19 protein-coding genes are annotated in these 18,837 nt (G+C 72.1%); 11 read left to right on the forward strand and 8 right to left on the reverse strand.

Translation table 11 applies throughout. The features are described from left to right. Positions 1-60: 60 nt before the first annotated feature. On the reverse strand, positions 61-1,485 hold the full coding sequence (locus ACQVFL_RS22555; protein ID WP_396693153.1) for an NYN domain-containing protein: 1,425 nt from the start codon (positions 1,483-1,485) through the stop codon (positions 61-63). A 136-nt stretch (positions 1,486-1,621) separates the two neighbouring features. On the opposite strand from ACQVFL_RS22555, the gene ACQVFL_RS22560 reads away from it, so the two are divergent. From ACQVFL_RS22560 to ACQVFL_RS22580, 5 genes are all read left to right on the forward strand, one after another. Continuing rightward, positions 1,622-3,376 (forward strand): DEDD exonuclease domain-containing protein, encoded by a 1,755-nt coding sequence (locus ACQVFL_RS22560; RefSeq protein ID WP_431727537.1) that lies wholly within the window; start codon positions 1,622-1,624, stop codon positions 3,374-3,376. Between the two features lie 130 nt (positions 3,377-3,506). Beyond that, positions 3,507-5,288, forward strand: a complete 1,782-nt coding sequence (locus ACQVFL_RS22565) for a RelA/SpoT family protein (protein WP_431729871.1) — start codon at positions 3,507-3,509, stop codon at positions 5,286-5,288. 53 nt (positions 5,289-5,341) lie between these two features. Then, the gene (locus tag ACQVFL_RS22570; RefSeq protein WP_431727538.1) at positions 5,342-5,884 is read left to right on the forward strand and encodes an NUDIX hydrolase; all 543 of its coding nucleotides are present in this window, start codon (positions 5,342-5,344) and stop codon (positions 5,882-5,884) included. Then, a complete protein-coding gene (locus ACQVFL_RS22575; RefSeq protein WP_431727539.1) occupies positions 5,881-6,789 on the forward strand; it encodes a nucleotidyltransferase family protein in 909 nt (302 codons plus the stop codon). Before ACQVFL_RS22570 ends, ACQVFL_RS22575 begins: the two co-directional genes overlap by 4 nt. 101 nt (positions 6,790-6,890) lie before the next feature. After that, entirely contained in the window at positions 6,891-7,178 is a 288-nt protein-coding gene (locus ACQVFL_RS22580; RefSeq protein ID WP_117228404.1) for an Lrp/AsnC family transcriptional regulator, read from the forward strand. Positions 7,179-7,374: 196 nt separating this feature from the next. Here ACQVFL_RS22580 and ACQVFL_RS22585 read toward each other — a convergent pair whose 3' ends face one another. The 5 genes from ACQVFL_RS22585 to ctaE form a co-directional block, all read right to left on the reverse strand. Continuing rightward, on the reverse strand, positions 7,375-8,061 hold the full coding sequence (locus tag ACQVFL_RS22585; RefSeq protein ID WP_396693161.1) for a DUF4142 domain-containing protein: 687 nt from the start codon (positions 8,059-8,061) through the stop codon (positions 7,375-7,377). Positions 8,062-8,229: 168 nt separating this feature from the next. After that, the gene (gene qcrB / locus ACQVFL_RS22590) at positions 8,230-9,855 is read right to left on the reverse strand and encodes a cytochrome bc1 complex cytochrome b subunit (RefSeq protein WP_396693163.1); all 1,626 of its coding nucleotides are present in this window, start codon (positions 9,853-9,855) and stop codon (positions 8,230-8,232) included. Beyond that, positions 9,852-10,925 (reverse strand): cytochrome bc1 complex Rieske iron-sulfur subunit, encoded by a 1,074-nt coding sequence (gene qcrA / locus ACQVFL_RS22595; RefSeq protein ID WP_431727540.1) that lies wholly within the window; start codon positions 10,923-10,925, stop codon positions 9,852-9,854. Before qcrA ends, qcrB begins: the two co-directional genes overlap by 4 nt. Before the next feature lie 20 nt (positions 10,926-10,945). Then, positions 10,946-11,782, reverse strand: coding sequence for a cytochrome bc1 complex diheme cytochrome c subunit (gene qcrC / locus ACQVFL_RS22600; protein WP_396693167.1), 837 nt, complete (start codon positions 11,780-11,782; stop codon positions 10,946-10,948). Between the two features lie 72 nt (positions 11,783-11,854). Further along, positions 11,855-12,454, reverse strand: a complete 600-nt coding sequence (ctaE, locus tag ACQVFL_RS22605) for an aa3-type cytochrome oxidase subunit III (protein ID WP_162854382.1) — start codon at positions 12,452-12,454, stop codon at positions 11,855-11,857. 171 nt (positions 12,455-12,625) lie between these two features. Here ctaE and ACQVFL_RS22610 point away from each other — a divergent pair, with 171 nt between their 5' ends. The 4 genes from ACQVFL_RS22610 to ACQVFL_RS22625 all read left to right on the forward strand — a co-directional run bounded on the left by ACQVFL_RS22610 (position 12,626) and on the right by ACQVFL_RS22625 (position 15,628). Next, on the forward strand, positions 12,626-13,576 hold the full coding sequence (locus ACQVFL_RS22610; protein ID WP_431729872.1) for a cytochrome c oxidase assembly protein: 951 nt from the start codon (positions 12,626-12,628) through the stop codon (positions 13,574-13,576). A gap of 174 nt (positions 13,577-13,750) precedes the next feature. Next, positions 13,751-14,146 (forward strand): hypothetical protein, encoded by a 396-nt coding sequence (locus tag ACQVFL_RS22615; protein WP_396693169.1) that lies wholly within the window; start codon positions 13,751-13,753, stop codon positions 14,144-14,146. A gap of 88 nt (positions 14,147-14,234) precedes the next feature. Further along, positions 14,235-15,278 carry an anthranilate phosphoribosyltransferase gene (trpD, locus tag ACQVFL_RS22620; RefSeq protein WP_396693171.1) on the forward strand — a complete coding sequence of 348 codons (1,044 nt, stop codon included), beginning with the start codon at positions 14,235-14,237 and terminating at the stop codon, positions 15,276-15,278. Between the two features lie 146 nt (positions 15,279-15,424). After that, positions 15,425-15,628, forward strand: coding sequence for a hypothetical protein (locus tag ACQVFL_RS22625; protein ID WP_396693173.1), 204 nt, complete (start codon positions 15,425-15,427; stop codon positions 15,626-15,628). A 177-nt stretch (positions 15,629-15,805) separates the two neighbouring features. On the opposite strand, the gene ACQVFL_RS22630 is transcribed toward ACQVFL_RS22625, so the two are convergent. Then, entirely contained in the window at positions 15,806-16,234 is a 429-nt protein-coding gene (locus ACQVFL_RS22630) for a cytochrome c oxidase subunit 4 (protein ID WP_396693175.1), read from the reverse strand. 11 nt (positions 16,235-16,245) lie between these two features. After that, complete coding sequence (ctaC, locus tag ACQVFL_RS22635; RefSeq protein ID WP_396693177.1) at positions 16,246-17,214, reverse strand: aa3-type cytochrome oxidase subunit II; 969 nt, start codon at positions 17,212-17,214, stop codon at positions 16,246-16,248. Positions 17,215-17,409: 195 nt separating this feature from the next. Here ctaC and ACQVFL_RS22640 point away from each other — a divergent pair, with 195 nt between their 5' ends. Together ACQVFL_RS22640 and ACQVFL_RS22645 are read left to right on the forward strand one after the other, a co-directional pair. Continuing rightward, a complete protein-coding gene (locus ACQVFL_RS22640) occupies positions 17,410-18,561 on the forward strand; it encodes a cysteine desulfurase family protein (RefSeq protein ID WP_396693179.1) in 1,152 nt (383 codons plus the stop codon). Then, the gene (locus ACQVFL_RS22645) at positions 18,558-18,782 is read left to right on the forward strand and encodes a sulfurtransferase TusA family protein (protein WP_396693181.1); all 225 of its coding nucleotides are present in this window, start codon (positions 18,558-18,560) and stop codon (positions 18,780-18,782) included. Before ACQVFL_RS22640 ends, ACQVFL_RS22645 begins: the two co-directional genes overlap by 4 nt. Positions 18,783-18,837: the final 55 nt, after the last annotated feature.

Genomic DNA, 18,837 nt, shown 5'->3' on the forward strand with positions numbered 1-18,837 from the left:
CGATCACACCGAGCACGCCGTCGACCCGACCTCCGCGCCGGGCGGTCACACCCGGCCCGGTCAGGAGCGGGACAGCCGCCGCAGCAGCGAGTCGGCCCCCAGCGGGTACGCGCCGTGGCGGCGTACGCCGTCGGCGACCTCCCGGTCCGAGGAGACCACCACCACCGCGCGTCCCGGCGGCTCGGCGCGGACCAGCCGACGGATCAGTTCGTCGGCGGTCTCCCCCTTGCGGGAGAACAGCACCCGCACCCCGCGCGGGGTGGGCGGCAGGCCGTGCATGCGTTCGGCCCCGTCGAAGACGACGGTGACCTCGTCGCCGGTCTGCGCCGCGATGCCGCCGAGGCCGGTGATCAGGCGTTTGCGCTGCTGTTCCAGGGACATCTCGCCGAAGCCGCGCTTGGTCACGTTGTAGCCGTCGACCACCAGGTGGGCTCGGGGCAGCGCGAGCAGTTGGTCCAACCGACCCGGGTCGTCGGTGTCCTGGGCGCGGGCGGCGGCCCCGGCCGGGGCGCCCGCCGACGAGTCGGCGTAGCTGTCCGCGACGAAGTCGGCGGGCAGTTTGTCGACCGGGTCCAGGGCCAGCTCGCGACGCAGCCCGAGGGCGGCCTGGCCGATGGTCTCCAGCAGCAGCCACAGCCGTGCGTCGTCGACCGAGCGGGCCTCCTTGGCGCTGGCCCGGGCCACCCCGGCCGCCGACTCGGCCTCGGCCAGCCGGGCCCGGGCCCGACGCAGCTCGGCGTCGGCGTCGGCCGCCGCGCGGGCGGCCCGGCCCCGCTCGGTGGCGAGCAGTTCGGCGGCCCGGCGCTCGCGGACCTGGGTCTCCCGGAGCGTACGGGCCAGTTGGCGGGCCTCCTCCCGGAGCTGACCCAGTTCCTCGCGGACCCGGGCGAGTTCGTCGCGCAGCTTGTCGGCCTCGACCCGGGCCACCGCCCGGTCGTGCTCGGCGCGGGTGGCCCGTTGCTCGGCCAGGCGGACCAGCTCGGCGACCACCGCGCTGTCCGCCTCGGCCCGGACCGCCGCGCCGCTGGCGTCGATCAACTCGCGCCAGCCCCGAGGTCGGGCCAGGTAGGCCAGGGCCGCCACCTCGACCGGGTCGGCGGCGGCGGGCGCGGTCCCCTCCACCACGGCGGTACCGAGGTCACCGGCGTCGGCCAGGACCCGGGCGGTGACCCGCTGCCGGAACAGCGGATCGGCGGTGAGTTGGGCGGCGATCACGGGCGCGCCGAGGCGGGCCCGGCGGTTGGGGGCGAACTTGGCGACCCGGCGCAGCGGCACGGGCACCTCGTCGGAGGGCAGGCTGGGGAGCACGGCGGCGGTGAGCGAGACGATCCGCTGGCGGACCGGCTCGGGCAGGCTCGGCTCCGGCTCCGCCGGCTCTCCAGCGGTCGCCGCCCCGTCGGCAGAACCCGCCTCACCGGCAGCCGGCACCGCGACGACCTGCTCCTCCGCTGGGAGGTTGTCGTCGGACGGCTCGGTGAGGGGCATGTGGCAAGTCTCCCACCGCGACCGGGCCCACCGCCTGGTGAGTGAGCCGATCTCTCATCCTAGACCGGGGCCGACGCGCGGGGCCGGTGGGACGCCTGGGACCGGAGTGTCGCACCGGCCGGTTAGCGTGCCCGCGATGGCACAACAGGAGTATCTCCAGCCGGCGCTGGCCGGGCTCGACCCGACCGTCGACGGTGTCGACCCGGCGCTGCCCCTGTACGCGACGACGTTCGTGGTGGTCGACCTGGAGACCACCGGTGGCGCCCCGGACGGCGGCGGGATCACCGAGATCGGCGCGGTGAAGGTGCGCGGCGGCGAGGAGCTGGGGGTGCTGGGCACCCTGGTCAATCCCGGGGTGCCGATCCCGCCGTTCATCACCGTGCTGACCGGCATCACCCAGGCGATGCTGCTGCCGGCGCCACCGATCGAGCAGGTGCTGCCGAGCTTCCTGGAGTTCGTCGCGGACGCCGTGCTGGTGGCGCACAACGCGCCGTACGACGTCGGGTTCCTCAAGGCCGCCTGTGCCCGGCACGGCTACCGCTGGCCCAATCCCCGGGTGCTGGACACCGCCGCGCTGGCCCGCCGGGTGCTGCTGCGTGACGAGGTGCCCAACCGCAAGCTCGCCACGCTGGCCGCGTACTTCCGGGCCGGCACCCAGCCGACCCACCGCGCACTGGACGACGCCCGGGCCACCGTGGACGTCCTGCACGGGCTCATCGGCCGGCTCGGCGGTCACCGGGTGGACACCGTCGGCGACGCCATCGAGTTCTCCCGCGCGGTCACCCCGACCCAACGCCGCAAGCGGCACCTCGCCGAGGGCCTGCCCCGTTCCCCCGGCGTCTACATCTTCCGGGCCGCCGACGACCGGCCCCTCTACGTGGGCACCTCCCGGGACATCGCCACCCGGGTCCGCAGCTACTTCACCGCCGCCGAGAAACGCGCCCGGATGTCGGAGATGCTGGCCGCCGCCGAGCGCGTCGAGGCGGTCGAGTGCGCGCACTCGCTGGAGGCCGAGGTCCGCGAGCTGCGGCTGATCGGGGCGCACGCGCCGCCGTACAACCGGCGGTCGAAGTTCCCGGAGCGGATGGTCTGGCTGAAGCTGACCGACGGGCCGTATCCCCGGTTGTCGGTGGTCCGGGCGATCTCCCCCGACGACCGCGCCTACCTCGGCCCGTTCACCTCGCGGCGCACCGCGGAGCTGGCCGCCGCCGGTTTCCACGACGCGGTGCCGCTGCGCCAGTGCACCCACCGACTGTCGCTGCGCACGATCACCCCGGCCTGCGCCCTGGCCGAGCTGGGTCGCTGCCCGGCGCCCTGCGAGCACCGGATCACCCCCGAGGAGTACGACGACCGCGCGGTGCGGCCGTTCGCCACCGCCACCACCGGTGACCCGCAGCCGGTGGTGGACGCCCTGCTCGCCCGGATCGAGACGCTCGCCGCCGCCCAGCGCTACGAGGAGGCCGCCACGCTGCGGTCCCGGCTGGCCGCGGTGCTGCGGGCCACCGTCCGCATGCAGCGGCTCGCCGCGCTGAGCGGGATCGCCGAGTTGGCCGCCGCCCACCCGGCCGCCGGAGGTGGCTGGGAGCTGGCGCTGGTGCGGCACGGCCGACTGGCCGGTGCCGGGGTCTCCCCCGCCGGGCTCCACCCCCGACCGACGCTGACCGCGATCCGGGCCACCGCCGAGACGGTGTCGCCCGGTCACGGTCCGGTCCCGGCGGCCACCCCGGAGGAGTCCGAACGGATCCTGTCCTGGTTGGAGCGACCGGAGACCCGGCTGGTCGAGATGTCGGACGGATGGGCCTCCCCGGTGGCCGGCGCAGGCCGCTTCCGCGACCTGCTGGAGAAGGCCGAGAGCGGCGCATCTCACCAACTCTGGTCCGAACGCTCATGAGCAACTGTCCGATCGGACTACGTCGGCTCACTTACTCTGTTAAGGAAGTGCAGTCCTGCCCGATTCGAGGGTCTGCTCCCGGTTGCCGGTCTCCCGGCGCCCGAGGGGTGGGCGTGAGGGGGTGTCCCAGGTGGACGTCGACGCCGGACACGGCGGCGCCCTGGGCGGTGCGCTCCCGACACAGCCGGGCGAGCTGCCCCTGGCCCGCAGGCTCCGTTCGCTGCTGACCTGGCCCACGGCCGAGGCCGAACCGGTCGGCCATCTGGTCCGCACCCACCGTGCCATCCACACCGGCACGGACCCGGCGGTGCTGCGCCGGGCGTACACCATCGCGGAGAACATGCACCGGGGGCAGTTCCGCAAGAGCGGGGAGCCGTTCATCACGCACCCGCTCGCGGTCGCCGAGATCTGCGCCGACCTGGGCATGGACACCACCACCCTGGTCGCGGCGCTGCTGCACGACACGGTGGAGGACACCCGTTACACGTTGCAGGCGCTGGCCGAGGACTTCGGCCACGAGGTGGCGCACCTGGTCGACGGGGTGACCAAGTTCGACAAGGCGTTCTACGGCAAGGCCGCCGAGGCGGAGACCATCCGCAAAATGATCATCGCGGCCGGCAAGGACGTCCGGGTCCTGGTCATCAAGCTCGCCGACCGTCTGCACAACATGCGCACCCTGGGCGTGCGCTCGGCGGCCTCGCGGGAGCGGATCGCCCGCAAGACGCAGGAGGTGCTGGTGCCCCTCTGCGACCGGCTCGGCATCCAGACCCTGAAACGGGAGCTGGACGACGTGGTGCTGCTGCACCTGGAGCCGGACGAGCACTCCCGCATCGCCCGGCACGTGCACGACCGCCCCGGGTGGGACAGCTACCTCGCCGAGGTGGTGACCCAGGCCCGGGTGGCGTTGCGCCGGGACCGGGTGGACGCCACGGTGGCCCCACGCCCCCGACACCTCTACTCGATCTGGAAGGACACCGTCGCCGGCGGGCACACCGTCCCGTACGACCTGCCCCGGATCACCGTCGTGGTGTACGGCCCGTCCACCGACTGTTACGCCGCCCTCGGCGCGATCCACGGGCTGTGGCGGCCGGTGCCGGGCCGGTTCAAGGACTTCATCGCCTCGCCGAAGAACAACCTCTACCGTTCGCTGCACACCACCGTCTGCGGCCCCAAGAACCGCACCGTCGAGGTGCTGATCCGCACCGAGGAGATGCACCGCTCCGCCGAGTACGGCGTGGTCGCCGACTTCCGCTTCCCGCGCTCCGGCACCGCGCGCGCCGAGCAGCTCGACTGGCTGCGCCGGGTGCTCGACTGGGAGCAGGACGCCGCCGACCCGGCGCAGTTCCTGCACACACTGCGCTGCGACCTGTCCGAGGCGCAGATCCAGGTGGTCGCCGACGGTCGGCAGGTCGTGCTGCCCGCCGGGGCCACCCCGGTCGACCTGGCGTACGAGCTGGGTAACGACCGGGGTGACCGGTGCCTGGCCGCCCGGATCAACGGCCGGCTGGCGCCGCTCTCCTCCGAACTGGAGGAGGGCGACGTGGTCGAGATCTTCACCGAGACCGATGCGGAGTGCGGCCTGGACGCCGAGGTCGCCCCGCGCGGCCCACGTCGGGAGTGGCTCGGCTTCGTCAAGTCGCCGCACGCGCAGATGCAGATCAACCGGTGGTTCGCCGATCACAGCGAACCCGGCATCTCGATCAGCGACAAGGTCCGTCTCGGCCGGGCCACCATCGGGCTGGCCCTGCGCCAGCACAACCGGGGCCTGGCCAGCGACCTACCGCTGTTGCGGCTCTCCGAGGAACTCGGCTACCCGGACCTGGAGACCCTGCTGGTCGCGGTCTTCGACCGGGTGATCGAACCGGATACCGTGGTACGCCAGCTCATCGACCTGGTCGACCACCGGCAGTGACCGTCCCGCCGTCCCGCGGCGCGCACCCGGCGTACGGCCACTAGCCTGGAACCATGATCCCCCGCTCGCGCCGCGCCGCACGTGCCGTCGCGTACCAGGTCTTCTACCGGCTGCCCCTGCCGGTACGTCGGCAACTGGTCCGGATGGCCGTACCCAAGTACATCGTCGGCGCCGTCACGCTGCTGCGTGACAGCGAGACCGAGGGCGCCGGCCGGCTGTTGCTGCTGCGCCAGCCACCGGGTCGCGGCTGGACACTTCCCGCCGGGCTGCTGCAACGCGGCGAGAACCCGGCGGTCGGCGCGGCCCGTGAGCTGCACGAGGAGACCGGTGTCCGGCTCCCTCCGGCCGAGCTGACCCCGGCCACCCCGAACGCGATCGTGCACGCCAAGGGCTGGGTCGACATGGTCTTCACCGCTGAGGTGCCGGCGTCGACCACCGAGTTGACGGTGGACGGGGCGGAGGTCTTCGAGGCCGCCTGGCATCCGCTGGACGACCTGCCCAAGCTGACCTGGCCCACCGCCCGGCTGCTCGCCTACTACGGCATCGGCCCGCTGACCGACCGGTTCCCGCCGCCGCTACCCGACACGGCACCATGAGCGGCCCGGACACCGGCCGAGAGGCTGGCCCGGACACCGGCGCCGCCGGTCACACCGGCACACCGGCCGGCGGGATCTGCGCGGTGGTGCTCGCCGCCGGGGAGGGCACCCGGCTGCGCCCGCTGACCGAGCGGGTGCCCAAGGCGCTCTGCCCGGTCGGCAACGTGCCGCTGCTGGACCGGGCCCTGGCCCGGCTGGGCGGTCTCGGCCTGACCGGGCCCGAGACGGTCGCCGTCAACGCCAGCTACCTCGGCGAGCAGGTCGTCGAGCGGGTCGGCACGCGCGCCCACCTCTCCGTCGAACCGGACGGTCCACTCGGCACCGCAGGTGGGCTGGGTCGGCTCCGGGACTGGATCGGCGGACGGGGCGTGCTGGTCGGCAACGCCGACGCGTACCTGGCCGACCCGGCCGCACCGCCCGGGCCGGACATCGCCGCGCTGCTGCGGGACTGGGACGGCGACTCCGTACGCCTGCTCGGCCGACCCGCGCCGGACCCGACCGCACCGGGCACCTTCGACGGTCACGTCTTCACCGGTTTCTCCCTGCTCCCCTGGCGGCTGGTCCGCGACCTGCCGCCGGTCTTCGGCGACCTGGTCCGGGCGGTCTGGCGACCGGCCGAGGCCGACGGGCGGCTGACCGTCGTCCCCTACCCGGGGATCTTCGTCGACACCGGCACCCCGGCCGACTACCTCGCCGCCAACCTGCACGCGGCGGGCGACGGCAGCCTGGTCGACCCGAGCGCCACCGTCACCGGCGACTGCCACCGCAGCGTGGTCGGCGCGGGTGCCACCGTGGCCGGCGAGGTGACCCGCAGCGTGGTCTGGCCCGGGGCCACGGTGGACACCGGCGAACGCCTGTACGAGGTGATCCGCACCGCCACCGGGCTCACCGTCCCGGCCACCTGACCCCGCTTCCGGCCGGTCGGGTACGGCACCGGTACTCCGCGGCGGGTCCGGGCGGCAGGCCATAGCATGAGCAGCGACGCCGACGAACGGAGAGACCTGCCGTGATCACCGCGATCGTCCTGATCGACTGCGCCACCGACTCGATCCCCGAGGTGGCCGAGGCGCTGGCCGACCTGCCCGGGGTCAGCGAGGTCTACTCGGTGGCCGGACACGTCGACCTGATCGCCATGGTCCGGGTCCGCGAGTTCGAGGAGATCGCGCAGATCATCGCCGGCAGCATCTCCAAGGTGCCCGGGGTGCTCAACACCGAGTCGCACATCGCCTTCCGCGCGTACTCCCGGCACGACCTGGAGGAGGCGTTCGCGATCGGCCTGGGCGCCACCGACTGACGCGCCACCCCGGCCCCGGTACGGGATCCTTCGCGCACCACTGACGCTGAAAGGTCCGCCCGGACGAGCCGGGTCGACGACGTGGCCCGCCTCCCGCACCAGCACGCGTGTCGAGGACGTGGCCCACGTTCCACCACGACGGGACGAGCCGGTCCATCCCGTAGGACGGACCGACTCGCCGCGTGTCACCGCCGGATCAGCTCTCCTGCGGCACCGGGACCTCGGTGCCACCCGGCACCGGAGACTCGGTGGTGCCACCCGGGGTCTCCTCGGTGACGCCCGGAGCCGGGGTGGTGCCACCCGGAGCCGGCACCGTGCCACCCGGGCCCGGCGTACCGCTGGCGCTGGTCTCCGGAACCGGGATGCCCAGTTCCTCGGCCAGCGTCACCAGGGCGTCGTAGTGCGCCTGCAGCACCGGCAGCGCGGTCTGCGCGAGCTGCACCACCTGCGGCTCGGTACCCTGCGAGATCTCCGTCTGGGTCGCCTGGATGGCCTGCAGGTGGCCGGCCAGACCCTGGGTCACCCAGAGCCGGTCGAACTCCGCACCACTGGCGTTGTTCAGCTGGTCGAGAGCCGTCCGCTGATCAGGGGTGGGCTCGTTCGGCAACTGGACGTTGAGCTGCCCGGCCACGTCCTGCACCGACTGGTCCAGCTCGGTGTGGTCCGTGACGAACTGCTGCGCCAGGTCCTTGACCTGCTGGTTCTCGGCCTTCTTCTGGGCCAGCTCACCAGCGGCGATCTCGTACAGGTTGACCTGGTGCACCGCCTGCAGGTACTGGGTGTCCTGTTCCGAAGGCTGCGCCGCCGCCTGCGCTGCCGCGGCGGGCGCGACACCCACCAGCACCAGTGCGGCCAGCAGGCCGAGGCGTTTGATACCCAACATGCTTCCTCCCCGTTGAGACGTTGGACCGCACGGATACCCGGCTGGCCGGGGTTATTCCTGCGATCCCGCGACGGGCCGGGAACCGCCGACGACGGGGTGGATGGCCCACAACGGGCGTGGCGCCCGCCGGAGGACTCCGGCGGGCGCCACGTCACACGGTGACGGACCTCAGCGGCGGGGCTCCCCGCTGCCGATCTCCTCGCGCTCGGGGCGCGGCTCGACGGGCGGGTGACCCGGCGAGACCGGCGCCTCGGCCGGCTTCTCGATCGGGTAGAAGAAGCCCCGGATCGCCGGGCCGAGGGCACCGAGCCGGTTCATCTTCTTCGGCACCACCCAGCCCGCGTACTCCAGCTCGGTGTGACCGTGCTCGTCCGGCGTGGTCAGCGGCTGGTGCACCTCGACGAACCGACCGTCCGGCAGGCGCCGGATGATGCCGGTCTCCACACCGTGGGCCAGCACCTCCCGGTCGTGCTGTTGCAGACCGAGGCAGATCCGGTAGGTCACGTAGTACGCCAGCGGCGGCAGGAGCAGCAGACCGATCCGGCCCGCCCAGGTCATCGCGTTCAGGCTGATGTGGAACTTGTCGGCGATGACGTCGTTCGCGCCGGAGAGCGTCAGGAGCACGTAGAACGTGATGGCCATGGCGCCCAGGCCGGTGCGGAACGGCACGTCGCGGGGACGCTGGAGCAGGTTGTGGCTCCGGTAGTCCTTCAGGTAGCGGGCCTCCATGAACGGATAGAGCGTGGAGAGCCCGACCAGGATGCCCGGTAGCACCACCGTCGGCCAGAACAGCGGCGGGATCACGTATCCGTCGCCGATGGGTATCGTGATCTCCCAGTCCGGCATCAACCGGGTCGAGCCGTCCAGGAACATCACGTACCAGTCGGGCTGGCTGGCCGCCGAGACCACCCACGCCTCGTACGGGCCGAACAGCCACAGCGGGTTGATCTGGATCAGGCCGCCCATCAGCGCGATCACGCCGAAGACGACCATGAAGAAGCCGCCCTGCTTGATCGCGTACCGGGGGAACATCCGCTCGCCCACGACGTTGTTGTTCGTCCGGCCCGGCCCCGGCCACTGGGTGTGCTTCTGCTTGAAGACCAGGCCCAGGTGGACGCTGATCAGCGCGACCAGCAGACCCGGGATGAGCAGCACGTGGGCGATGAAGAACCGGCTGATGATGATCGTGCCGGGGAACTCGCCGTCGAAGACCGCGGCGGTCACCCAGGTGCCGATCACCGGGATGGACAGCATGATCGCCGAGGCGATCCGCAGACCGGTACCGGAGAGGCCGTCGTCCGGCAGCGAGTAGCCGGTGAAGCCGGCCAGGAAGCCCACCCAGAACAGCAGCGAACCGATGATCCAGTTGGTCTCACGCGGCTTGCGGAACGCGCCGGTGAAGAAGATCCGGAGCATGTGCACCACAATCGCCGCCATGAACAGCAGCGCGGCCCAGTGGTGCATCTGCCGCATGATCAGGCCGCCCCGGACGTCGAACGAGATGTCCAGCGTCGAGGCGTACGCGGCCGACATCGGCGTACCCCGCAGCGGGGCGTAGCTGCCGTTGTAGATGACCTCGGTCATCGTCGGCTCGAAGAAGAAGGTCAGGAAGACACCGGTCAGCAGCAGCACGATGAACGAGAACAGCGCGATCTCGCCCAGCAGGAACGACCAGTGGTCGGGGAAGACCTTGTTGAGCAGCTTGCGCAGGGGGGTCGCCACCTGGAAGCGGTCGTCGACCGCCCGGGCGGTGTTGCCCGGAACCGCTGCTACGTCAAACTTGCGCCGCTTCACGGCCGCTCCCAGAAGTCGGGCCCGACGGGTTCGGTGTAGTCGGACGTCGCCACGAAGTAGCCCTCGGAGTCCACCTCGATCGGTAGCTGCGGCAGTCGCCGGCTGGCCGGACCGAAGATGGGCTTGGCGTTGTCGGTGATCAGGAACTGCGACTGGTGACACGGGCAGAGCAGGCGGTTGGTCTGCTGCTCGTAGAGGCTCGCCGGGCAGCCGGCGTGCGTGCAGATCTTCGAGTAGGCGGCGTAGTTGCCCCACATGTAGTCGCCGTGGCCCTCACGCTCGTTGTTGCGGCGCGAGGTCTCGGCGTCGGCGTCCCGCAGGTGGATCAGCAGGGTCGGCGAGTCGGCGTACCGGTTGCTGACCCCGTGCTCGATGCCCGGGAAGACGGTGATCTGGCCACCGGCGCTGATGTCGGCGGGACGGATCGGCCGACCGTCCTCGCGGACCAGCCGGATCTTCTGGCCGTCCTGTGGGGCGAAGCCGGTGGTCATCATCTGGTCGTTCGCGTGCGGGTCGGAGATCAGGCCACCGATCAGCGGCGCCGCGGCGACCGCACCGACCGGCGCCAGACCGGCCAGCAGCGACATGCCGAGCAGCGGGCGACGCTTCACGCCGAGCTCGTCGGCCATGTAGAGCATGGTCTGCCCGGTGATCGTCCGGTCCTCGGTGGCCACCACGCCCTCGTGCCGGTCCTGGATCGACACCTCCTTGGGCAGCAGCTTCTTGCCCCAGGTCAGGATGCCGAAGCCGATGCCCAGCAGGGCGATGCCGAGGGTCGTGCCGAGCAGCGGCGTGAAGTACTTGTCCCCGCCACGGCCCGGCTGGTACTCCCAGGGCCACCAGATGTAGACCACCAGGAAGGCCGTCGCGGCCAGCCCGGTGACCAGGAACATCGCCGCCACCGTACGGACCAGTCGGCGCTCGGCCCTGCTGCCCGGGGCGACCTGCTCCTCGTAGTGGACGATCTCGATGTCGTCCCGACGGGCGCCCTCGCGGACGATGTCGAACCGGCTCAGCGCCGGGTCGTTCACGTCCACCGTCTCGCGGCCCGCGTGGGCCGGCTGCTCCATGTGGGTGCTCGTTCGGTCGGTCACGACTTGCCCGCAATCCAGAGGCTGGCGAAGACGAGCGCGACGATGCCGATCAGGAAGATCGCCACACCTTCGGTGGAGGGTCCGTACCGACCCAGGTTGAACCCGCCCGGGTCGCCGTCGGACTTCAGCGTCTGCTGGATGTAGGCGATGATGTCGGCCTTCTGCTCCGGCGTGATCTGGTTGTCACCGAAGACCGGCATGTTCTGCGGGCCACTCAGCATCGCGGCGTAGATCTGCCGGTCGGTGGCCGGCGCGAGACTCGGCGCGTACTTGCCGGAGGAGAGGGCACCGCCACCGCCGCTGAAGGCGTGGCACTGCGAGCAGTTGATCCGGTACAGCTCGCCGCCGACCGCGATGTTGCCGTCCTCGTGCAGGTTGTCGCCGGCCGGCACGACCGGTCCGCCGCCGAGCTCCTGGACGTACGCGGCGAGCTGGTCGATCTCGTCCGGGCTGAACACGACGGGCTTGCGCGCCGCCTGGGCCTCCTGCCGGGCCATCGGCATCCGGCCCGAGCTGACCTGGAACTCGACCGAGGCCGCGCCGACGCCGATGAGGCTCGGCCCGCGCCCCTCGACCCCCTGCGCGTTGCGACCGTGACAGGTCACGCAGCTCACGTCGAACAGCGCCTTGCCGTCTGCGGCGGCACTGCTGAGCGGCGGGTTTTCCTGCGCCGACACGCTCGGGGCGAGGACGGTGTAGGCGCCGCCGGCCAGCATCAGCGCGGCGACCAGCCGGACCGCGGCACCCAGCCGGCGGCGGCCCCTGCTGGGCGCCGCGGGCCGCCCGCGCAGCCGCGCGAGCAGGCCGCGTCGGCGGTCGTTGTCAGAAGTCATGACCTGTGTCCTTAACCGGTTGGACCTTGTCTGCGGGGGTGAAGCAGCGGCACGGCGCGAGACGCGCCAAGATCACTGAAGCCAGTAGATCATGGCGTAGAGCCCGATCCAGACCACGTCGACGAAGTGCCAGTAGTACGACACGACGATCGCCGAGGTGGCCTGGGCCGGCGTGAACCGGCCCATGGTGGTGCGGATCATAAAGATCACGAAGGCGACCAGACCGCCCGCCACGTGCAGGCCGTGGAAGCCGGTGGTCAGGTAGAACATCGACCCGTAACCGTCCGCGTTGATCTTGATGCCGTGGTGGACCAGCTCGCGGTACTCGTTGAGCTGGCCGAGCAGGAAGATCAGGCCCATCACGAAGGTGATCGTGAACCAGCGCCGTAGCGCGTGCACGTCACCCCGCTCGGCGGCGAACACGCCGATCTGGCAGGTCACTGAGGACAGCACCAGGATCGTCGTGAACGTCGTCGCGTACGGGATGTTCAGGACCTCGGTGTGCATCGCCCACTGCTCCGGCGCCGCCGCGCGGATGGAGAAGTACATGGCGAACAGCGCCGCGAAGAACATGAGCTCGCTGGAGAGCCAGACGATCGTCCCGACGCTGACCATGTTGGGCCGCGTCAGAGAGTGGATCCGGCTCTTGTCAATGGCTGGGGCCGCAGTCACGCGGTCATTATTGCCGTTGACCACGGCCGGCGATCAGCGGGGGGTGAAACCCGTGGTCCGAGTGGCCCGATCGGTACCGTCCGGTTCGCCTGACCTAGGCTGATTGGCGTGCTGGAAACCGACCCGATCACGCTGGCCGCATCGGCCGCGTCGTCGCTGACGGCGGGCGCGATCAGCCCGGCGACGGCCCCGGTGACCGGTGGTGCCGGGTGGCTCGCGGCCGACGCCGGCCCGCCGCCCTTCCAGATCACCGCCGTGGTCACCGAGGCCAGGCTGGACAACTGGCTCGCCGTGGTCCTGGTCGTCGCCGCCGCTCTCTACCTCTACGGAGTGCACCGGCTGCGGCTGCGCGGGGACCGCTGGCCGATCGCCCGGACGGTCTTCTTCCTCGGGCCCGGCCTGGGCGGCATCGCCTCGGTCACGGTCAGCGGGCTGCACGCGTACGACACCACGCTGCTCTCGGTGCACATGGTCCAGCACATGGTGCTCTCCATGATCGCGCCGATCTTCCTGGCGCTGGGCGCGCCGGTGACGCTGGCCCTGCGTACGCTGCCGACCCGCCCCCGCAAGCGACTGCTGGCGGTGCTGCACAGCAGGATCGTGCGGATCTGGACGTTCCCCCTGGTGGCGTTCGCCATCTTCGTGGTGAACCCGTTCGCGCTCTACTTCACCGACCTGTACCGCTTCACGTTGGAGAGCGTCTGGGCGCACGAGGTGGTGCACGCCCACTTCATCATGACCGGCTGCCTGTTCTTCTGGCCGCTGGTCGGCCTGGACCCGCTGCCCGGCCGCTGGCCGTACCCGGGCCGGGCCCTGCTGATGCTGCTGTCGGTGCCGTTCCACACCGTGCTGGGGCTGACCGTCATGCAGAGCAGCACCCTGTTCGGCGGCGACTGGTACCCCTCGCTCGGGCTGAGCTGGGCCGACCCGTGGGACGACCAGGTCCTGGCCGGCGGCATCCTGTGGGCCGGCGGCGAGTTCGTCAGCGTGACGATGCTCGGCGTGCTGGTGGTGCAGTGGATGCGCTCGGCCGAACGGGAGGCGCGCCGGGTCGACCGCGAACTGGACCGCCAGGAGGCCCGCCAACGCGCGGCGGAGACCGCCGCCGGCTCGGCCACCTGAGCCGGTCGGCGGGGCGTGCGGGGCGGCGTGTCCCGCGCGTCGGCACGACCGGTACGATCGGCGGCGCAGCTACGAGGTGGGAGCAAGTCTGACCATGAGCGAGCGCGGCGAGCGAGTCATCGGACTCGGTGCGGTGGTGCCAGGCGACGGCACGGAGCGAAGCGGAGTGTCGGCATGAGTGAGCGTCTGTGCACCGTCCTGCTCTACAGCGACGACCCGCAGGTGCGGGACAGGATGCGGCTCGCCGTGGGCACCCGCCCCGCGTCCGACCTGCGCGTCGAGTTCGTCGAGGCGTCCACCTACGCCGAGTGCGTCCGGGTGGTCGACGACTACGAGATCGACCTGATGCTGCTCGACGGTGAGGCCAGCCCCGGTGGCGGTCTCGGCATCGCCCGGCAGATCAAGGACGACTACGAGAACTCCCCGCCGACCTGCGTGGTGATCGCCCGTGCCGCCGACCGGTGGCTGGCCGCGTACGCCGAGGTCGACGCCACCCTGGTCCACCCGCTCGACCCGGTGACCACCGCCGCCACGGTGGCCGAGGTCCTGCGGACGCACGCCCCCGCCTGACGCACGCCCGACTCCGGCACCGCCACGGCGCCGGGCGAGCCGGCGCCGGTCCCGTCCCACCCGCACTCGTCTGCTCGGGAGGCCCGTCATGGGCGATCGGACCTGGCCACACCTGCTCACCGCGCTGCTGCGCGGCGAGGAACTCTCCGCCGCCGACACCGCCTGGGCGATGGGCGAGATCATGTCCGGCTCGGCCGCGCCGGCCCAGATCGCCGGCTTCGCCGTGGCGCTACGTGCCAAGGGCGAGACACCGGCCGAGGTGACCGGGCTGGTGGAGGCGATGCTCGGCCAGGCCGTCCCGGTCGAGCTGCCCGAGGAGGTACGCGCCACCGCGCTGGACGTGGTTGGCACCGGTGGTGACCTGGCGCACACCGTGAACATCTCCACGATGACCGCCCTGGTGGTCGCCGGAGCCGGCGTACGCGTCGTCAAGCACGGCAACCGGGCCGCCTCGTCCTCCTGCGGCACCGCCGACCTGCTGGAGTTCCTCGGCATCCCGCTGGACCTCGGTCCCGAAGGGGTAGCCCGCTGCGTCGAGCAGGCCGGTATCGGCTTCTGCTTCGCCGCCCGCTTCCACCCCGGCATGCGGCACGCCGGTCCGGTCCGCCGCGAGCTGGGCGTACCCACCGCCTTCAACTTCCTCGGCCCGCTCACCAACCCGGCCCGCCCCCGCGCCGGTGCCGTCGGCTGCTTCGACTCGACCATGGCACCGGTGATGGCCGCCGTCTTCGCCGCCCGGGGCGACTCGGTGGTCGTGATGCGGGGCGAGGACGGCCTGGACGAGTTCACCACCGCCGCGCCCACCCGCTTCTGGATCGCGCAGGGCGGCACCGTCAGGGAGACCGTGGTGGACGCCACGGACCTCGGGATACCCCGGGCCGCCCTCAGTGACCTGCGTGGCGGCGACGCCGCCCACAACGCCGACGTGGCCCGTCGGCTGCTCGCCGGTGAACCCGGCCCGGTACGCGACGCCGTGCTGGTCAACGCCGCCGCCGCGCTGGCCACCCAGGGCCCGCTGGACGGCGACCTGACCGACGCCCTGCGCGCCGGCCTGGCCCGGGCCACCGAGTCGATCGACTCCGGCACCGCCGCCCGTACGCTCGACCGCTGGATCGAGGTCGCCACCGCCTGACCCGCCCCCCGTCAGGGCCGGTCGCCGCGCAGGCTCCGCCGTCCCGTCCGGCGCCTCCGCGTGCGCGGGCTGTCGCACGGCCGTGGAAAACTACAGGCGAGTAGTTCGCCACACGCCGCCGGCGGCACGCGCGGGAGGAGACGCCCATGTTGGTACGTGAGCTGCACTGTGAGACCTGCGACGACATCCGCGCCTTCGAGACGCCGCCCTGTGCCGACGGCCACGGCCCCGACTGTCCCGAACTCCTCTGCACCGGGTGCGGCACGGCGATCCTCGTCGCCCCCTACGCCTCGCTCGCGCGTGCCACCCCGCCCGTCCGCCGGACGGTCCGCCCGCGCCACGCCGCCTGACACACCCCCACGCCGCCGCCTCGCCTGACGCACCACCCGCACGCCACGCACTCCAGCCCGGCGCACAGCACTATCCGAGAAGTTGTGCGGATCATGAGGGTGAACAGCGGCCACGGGACACGGGAAAGCCCGCCTCCCCCGGAGGGAGGCGGGCTTCGCCGCAGGTCGGGGTGCCGGTCAGTGCTCGGCGGTGCGCCGGGTGCCGCTGTAGTACTCGAACAGCAGGCCGCAGGTGGCGAAGACCACCGCCACCATGCCGGCGACGAGCAGCCAGAGCTGCCAGAACACCAGGCCGAGGCCGGCGATGGCGGCGGACAGGGCCAGCCCGAACGGCCAGTAGCTGCCGGGGCTGAAGAAGCCGATCTCGCCCGCGCCGTCGGCGATCTCACCGTCGGGACGGTCCTCGGGACGCAGGTCGATCCGGCGGGAGACGAACCAGAAGAAGCCGCCGCACATCGAGCAGAGCAGGAACGACAGCAGCAGGGCCACGGTGCCGATCCACTCGACCCGGCCGTCCGAGTCGGCCCAGGTCCAGCCGCCGTAGAGGAACGTCGCGAAGAGCAGGAACGCCGCGATGATCAGGAAGATGCGCCACTCGGTCTTCATCCGGGGTTACCTCAGCTTCCCGCGCCGGCCGTGGTGGCCTGGTTGAAGTTGTCCTGGGTGCGGCGCGTCTCGAACGGCTTGGTGGTCACCGCGTACGGCTCCTCGCCGATCGAGGTCAGCGCGTCCTGGGTCGACGCCCCGTCCTGCTTGGCCGCGAGGAACCGGTCGAAGTTCTCCGGCGAGACGACCCGCAGCTCGAAGTTCATGAAGGCGTGGTAGCTGCCGCACAGTTCGGCGCAGCGGCCCACGTACGCGCCCTCGGACTCTAGCGAGGAGACCTCGAAGACGTTGCGGATGCTGCCCGGCATCACGTCCCGCTTGAACAGCATCTCCGGCACCCAGAAGGAGTGGATGACGTCGCGGCTGGTTTCCTCGAACCGGATGGACCGGTTGCTCGGCAGCACCAGGATCGGGATGACCTCGCTGGTGCCGAGCACCGAGGCGGTCGTGTTGGCGTCCACGCCCTGGCCGTCGCGGTAGTTGAACTGCCAGTTCCACTTGAAGGCGACGACCTCGACGGTCACGTCGGGGTTGTTGGTGGTCTTCACCACGTCGGTCTGCACGACCGCGGTGTAGTAGAAGAGCACGGCCACGACCAGCACCGGGGCGATCGTGTAGAGGAACTCCATCGGCAGGTTGTAGCGGGTCTGCACGGGCAGCTCATTGCCGCGCTTGCGGTAACGCACCACGCACCAGAAGATCAGGCCCCAGACGAAGACGCCGACCACCAGCGCGGCGATGCACGAGGCGATCCACAGGTCGTACATCCGCCGGGACTCCGGCGTGATGCCGCCCTGGGGCCAGCCGAAGCCGCCGAACGCCGCGCCGACGTCACAACCCGTGAGCAGGACCAGCAGCGCCGCCCCGCCGAAGCCGAGCCCGGCAAGACGCCCGACACGACGCCCCCGACGCCCGACGGCTCCCGGGGATGCGCTGCGCCGTACGGCCGTCGGCCGTACCTCCGAACTCCTTGCGACCACCTGGTCCTGCCTCCCTAGCGCGCCGCGGTGCTTCCTCGGTCCGGCCGGCTCCGCCGAGCGGAGCCGCCACACCAGCGGCAAAGGCGTCACCGACGGTCGCAGATTACTCGACCATGACGGGCTCGACCCGGTTGGGGTCAGTCTCGGCCCTGGACGGGGGATCTTGCGCGGACCGAGGCGATAGCGTGGGCAGACGTGATTCCTTCCCCGGTCTATCTGGACGCGGCCACCGCCGCGCCGCTGCATCCGGTCGCCCGGCAGGCGCTGCTGGCCGCCCTCGACGACGGATGGGCCGACCCGGATCGGCTCTACACCCAGGCCCGCCGCGCCCGCCAGTTGCTCGACGCCGCGCGCGAGGCGACGGCGGACACCCTCGGCGTACGCCCCGACGAACTCTCCTTCACCCCCAGCGGCACGAGCGCGGCGCACGCCGCCGTGCTGGGTGGCCTGGCCGGTCGGCGACGTGTCGGGGCGAGGTTGGTGCACTCGGCGATCGAGCACTCGGCGGTGCTGCACGCCGCCGAGCAGCACGTGGCGCGCGGCGGCACCACCACCGAGGTCCCGGTCGACCGGTCCGGCCGGCTGGATCTGGACGCCTGGTCGGCGGCGGTGGCCGGGCCCGGGGTGGCGTTGGCCGCGCTGATCGCCGCCAGCCACGAGGTGGGCACCGTGCAACCGGTCGAGGACGCGGCGGCGGCCTGCGCCGAGGCGGGGGTGCCGCTGTGCGTCGACGCTGCCCAGGTGGTGGGGCGGATGCCGGTGCCGGCCGGCTGGTCGGTGCTGACCGCGAGCGCCCGCAAGTGGGGCGGGCCGCCCGGCGTCGGGCTGCTGGCCGTCCGCAAGGGCACCCGCTGGGAGTCGCCGTGGCCGTCGGACGAGCACGAGTCGGGGCGTACGCCCGGCACGGTCAATCTGCCGGCGGTGGTCGCGGCGGCGGCGAGCCTGCGCGCGGCGGCGGCCGACGCCGACGCCGAGGCGGCCCGGATGGCGCCGCTGGTGGACCGGATCCGGGCCCGGGTGGCGGCCGACGTGCCGGATGTGGAGGTGGTCGGCGACCCCGTGCGCCGGCTGCCGCACCTGGTGACCTTCTCCTGCCTCTACGTCGACGGCGAGGCGCTGCTGCACGCGCTGGACCGGCGGGGTTTCGCCGTGTCGTCCGGTTCGTCCTGCACCTCGTCGACGCTGCGCCCGTCGCACGTGTTGGAGGCGATGGGGGTGCTGTCCCACGGCAACGTGCGGGTCTCACTGCACCGGGGCACCACCGAGGCGGACGTGGACCGCTTCCTCGCCGAGTTGCCGCAGATCGTGGCCGACCTGCGGGCCGAGGCGGGGGTGGTGGGGCTGTGACCACCCCCGACGAGGTACTCGACTGTCTCGGTCAGCGATGCCCGCTGCCGGTGATCGCGCTGGCCCGCCGGCTGCCGTCCCTACCCGTCGGCGCCGTGATCCGCGTCCTCGCCGACGATCCGGCGGCGGCGGTGGACATCCCCGCCTGGTGCCGGATGCGCCAACAGGAGTTCCTGGGAAGCGCACCCGGCCCCGGGTACGACGTCCGCCGGTCGCTGTGAAAGGAAGGGCACCTTATTAACGCCTCGTGCATAGCAGGGGTCCCCTGCTAACAAC

The sequence above is a fragment of the Verrucosispora sp. TAA-831 genome (genome assembly GCF_050780145.1).
Lineage (GTDB): Bacteria > Actinomycetota > Actinomycetes > Mycobacteriales > Micromonosporaceae > Micromonospora.